The organism is Polynucleobacter sp. CS-Odin-A6, from assembly GCF_018882095.1.
Lineage (GTDB): Bacteria > Pseudomonadota > Gammaproteobacteria > Burkholderiales > Burkholderiaceae > Polynucleobacter.
This window is the reverse complement of sequence record NZ_JACVPD010000006.1, coordinates 1-2,896: the sequence shown is the minus strand read 5'-3', so window position 1 is coordinate 2,896 and position 2,896 is coordinate 1. Positions and strand designations below refer to the sequence as shown.

At 44.5% G+C, this 2,896-nt stretch carries 3 protein-coding genes and 1 pseudogene; 3 read left to right on the top strand and 1 reads right to left on the bottom strand.

The window, feature by feature from the left end:
- Positions 1 to 119 (top strand): annotated as a pseudogene (locus ICN15_RS10855) (IS30 family transposase); the annotation flags it as partial.
- 52 nt (positions 120 to 171) lie between these two features.
- Here ICN15_RS10855 and ICN15_RS10850 read toward each other — a convergent pair.
- Entirely contained in the window at positions 172 to 1,500 is a 1,329-nt protein-coding gene (locus ICN15_RS10850; RefSeq protein WP_216202767.1) for a carbohydrate porin, read from the bottom strand.
- Positions 1,501 to 1,730: 230 nt separating this feature from the next.
- Between ICN15_RS10850 and ICN15_RS10845 the strand changes: the two genes are divergently transcribed.
- Positions 1,731 to 2,096 carry a hypothetical protein gene (locus tag ICN15_RS10845; RefSeq protein ID WP_216202766.1) on the top strand — a complete coding sequence of 122 codons (366 nt, stop codon included), beginning with the start codon at positions 1,731 to 1,733 and terminating at the stop codon, positions 2,094 to 2,096.
- 61 nt (positions 2,097 to 2,157) lie between these two features.
- Positions 2,158 to 2,667 (top strand): hypothetical protein, encoded by a 510-nt coding sequence (locus ICN15_RS10840; RefSeq protein ID WP_216202765.1) that lies wholly within the window; start codon positions 2,158 to 2,160, stop codon positions 2,665 to 2,667.
- The last annotated feature ends 229 nt before the right edge of the window (positions 2,668 to 2,896 follow it).

The following is a 2,896-nucleotide window of genomic DNA, read 5'->3' as shown; positions in this document are numbered from 1 at the left end:
ATTACTCACAGGCTAAGCTTAATGCCATAGCTAGGAAACTGAATGAGCGCCCTAGAAAGACACTAAACTATCAAACACCGGCAGAACGTTTTGCCCAATCTGTTGCGTTGACCGGTTGAATCCAAGGCCAATAAGAGCCACTCGATTGATGGACTTAAACCCATCAAGACATTACATTTCAATGTGTGCTCTTAAGCCAAAGAAGTTCACTGGGCCTCGGGCAGAGTTGTAGGCGGGATTGGCAATGCGTTGGTAGTCAGCCGAAATAAATAACTCCTTATAAACCTTTGCGCTATAGAAAGTTTCCAATATTTGTTCTTTCTTATAGCTAAGTGCGCCATCACCAATAAATGCGGCCATACCGCCTTGTTGAAGGTAGGCAATCTGCGATGAAGAGATTCCATTGACTGCATAACCTATGCCCAGCGTATCTTTGGGGCGCGACCAGCTTGAGCCTTTAATGCTTACACCACCTGATAATGACCTACTGATATCTACAGTCTGAGTTTCTGTAGTTCCGGGATTCCAGCTCCAACGACCAAAGACTCCAACATCATCATTGATGGCCTGCTCAATATTGAAGCCATAGCCCCATGAGCTCTGCGCCCCCCTGCGTACGCCAGTTACATCAGGAGTGCCACCAGTCTGCTGAGCCTGATTAATCGCATTTTGGTAGTTGCCCATATAGGCATGTTGTTGGTAATACAGGGCCCTTACTGCGCCAGGCTTACCCCATAGCTCATGTTCATGAGTTAATTCAATTTGATTGCCGTAGTCTTGGCTCATGCTGTAGTCAAGCTGAGCGGTATTCGGAATAGTTGGCATCGCTAATCTTGCCACCTTCAAAATCCAGTCATCTTGATACCACTCTGCTACAACACCATAGGTATAGCCTTTGCTATCAGCCGCATATCCATAGGCGCCCATAGAGAAAAGAGCAAAGTTCTGAAACTGTGTGCGAGGATCGTGACTGTAACTATTTTGATCAAAGAAATCTAATGTTGCGAACTTACCGTAGGTCACCACGATTCTATTTTTATCGAGATTGCCCGCAAGCTGATTAGGCCCACCTTCAATATGTTCTTTGCCGCCGCCCAAGCCAAAGGTTTGACGAATAAACGCACGAGCGGTGTAGTAAATAGGTGGGGCATATGAGCCTTTTTGTAGCTCGCCATTCTGAAATCCACCTAGACCAACAAGCTGTCCATTAAAAGGTGTTCCCTCGAACATCTCTGGGTTCCAATAAACTTCAGCGCCTTCCCAAAGTCTTGCCCCTAAGAACGCTGTAGCACTTAATGTGTAGCTCTTGCCACCACCGCCTTCAGATTTATTGAGAAGGCTGTTTTGTCCATAGTAAGGCGACTTGAAATTATTTTTCTGTTGAACAATATAAGTTGATTGCCCATGAATGCTCCACTGCTCAGTTTCGCCCTCTACAGAAACTGAGCTATCAACCTTAGGTGAGTCACTTACGGGCGATTCAGCCAAAACAGTGGGCATGTCACTAACTGGCGCCTCTGCTCTTACAGCACAAGATAGAGCCCCCAAATAAAGGGCACTAATTAGGCCTATAAAGGCTGTGCGGTTTGTATTAAATGAGAAAAACATGAGAAATGCCAAATATGCTTAATGAGAATTGTTTTCATCTTAGCATACAATTGAGAATGACTCTCAATTGGAAAAATACCCATTAGATGTGGCTTAAACGCCAAATACCTTAGAATCAGCCAATGCGTTTGCTTTCTATTGCTACCTTCATCTTTATATTCAATACAGCTTTTATGCCTACATTGGGGGCGGCTCATGAGCAATCACATCAGACTCAGGAGGGCGTAGTCCAAATTACTTGGAATGAGGATCAATCTAGTGATGGCTTATTTCAAATAGTTCACGATGATCATCATGATCAAGCAGGCTCCAGTAACCCAGACCATCATGATGACGACCATCAGTGCCATCATATTTCAGTAATGGGGATGGTAAGCTCCGAGGGCCAGCAAGTGGCAATTGACTCCTCAGGCCATATTTCTTCTGAGCTAATTTTTCTGATTCAATTCTTTCCTGCTTCTATAGATTACCCGCCCAGAAGGGCCTAAACAAATAGCTTCGTACTCAATCTATCTCGATTGAGCATCACACATTTGTTTAAGGTTTTATATGAAAGCGATAAAAGTTGCTTTACTTACTCTGGTCTTGGCGGCCAGTTTTCATAGCTCGGCAGTAAAAGCAGAACAGTCAACCGATGATCATCCGCTAATTTTATTGGTGGGTCCCGCAATGGAAAAAAATACCATTGATGGCTCAAAGGCTTATGGCGCATCATTGGCGTTTGAATTTACCGCGATTGAGCATCAATTGGAAATCGAGGTCGGCACTCAGTATCTGAGCACCTCTAATCCAAAAGAAGTTGGTGCACAAATTATCTTCAAAAAACCTTTTGAGTTGGCGCATGATGTCGAGCTTGGTGTGGGTCTAGGTCCTGCTATATGGAGGAAAACAAGTTCATCTAGTAATAACCTTCAAACGGGAGTCGCCTTTGTCGCAGACTTTATGTTTTGGACAACAAAGAAGGTCGGATGGTACCTAAGTCCTAGTTATACATATGGCGCCAGTAGCACTGCTGAGCGAGTGATTGGGCTTTCGGTAGGATTGTTGTTCTCCATGTAAATATAGGATTAGACATCCAAGGCCCCGGTCGATTCCGCCCCAGGCCACCAAGAAATATTAAAACTATCTTTGGGTGTTTTTTGTCGAGCGTCTGCTATGGGTCTTGAATTCAACTGATCGATGCAACACACTACAAACTGCGTAAGCAAAAGGAGTGTTGCACATGAAACAACGACCCCGAATCTATTACACGGCCACCCAGAAGGCTTTAATGTGGGAACGCTGGCAA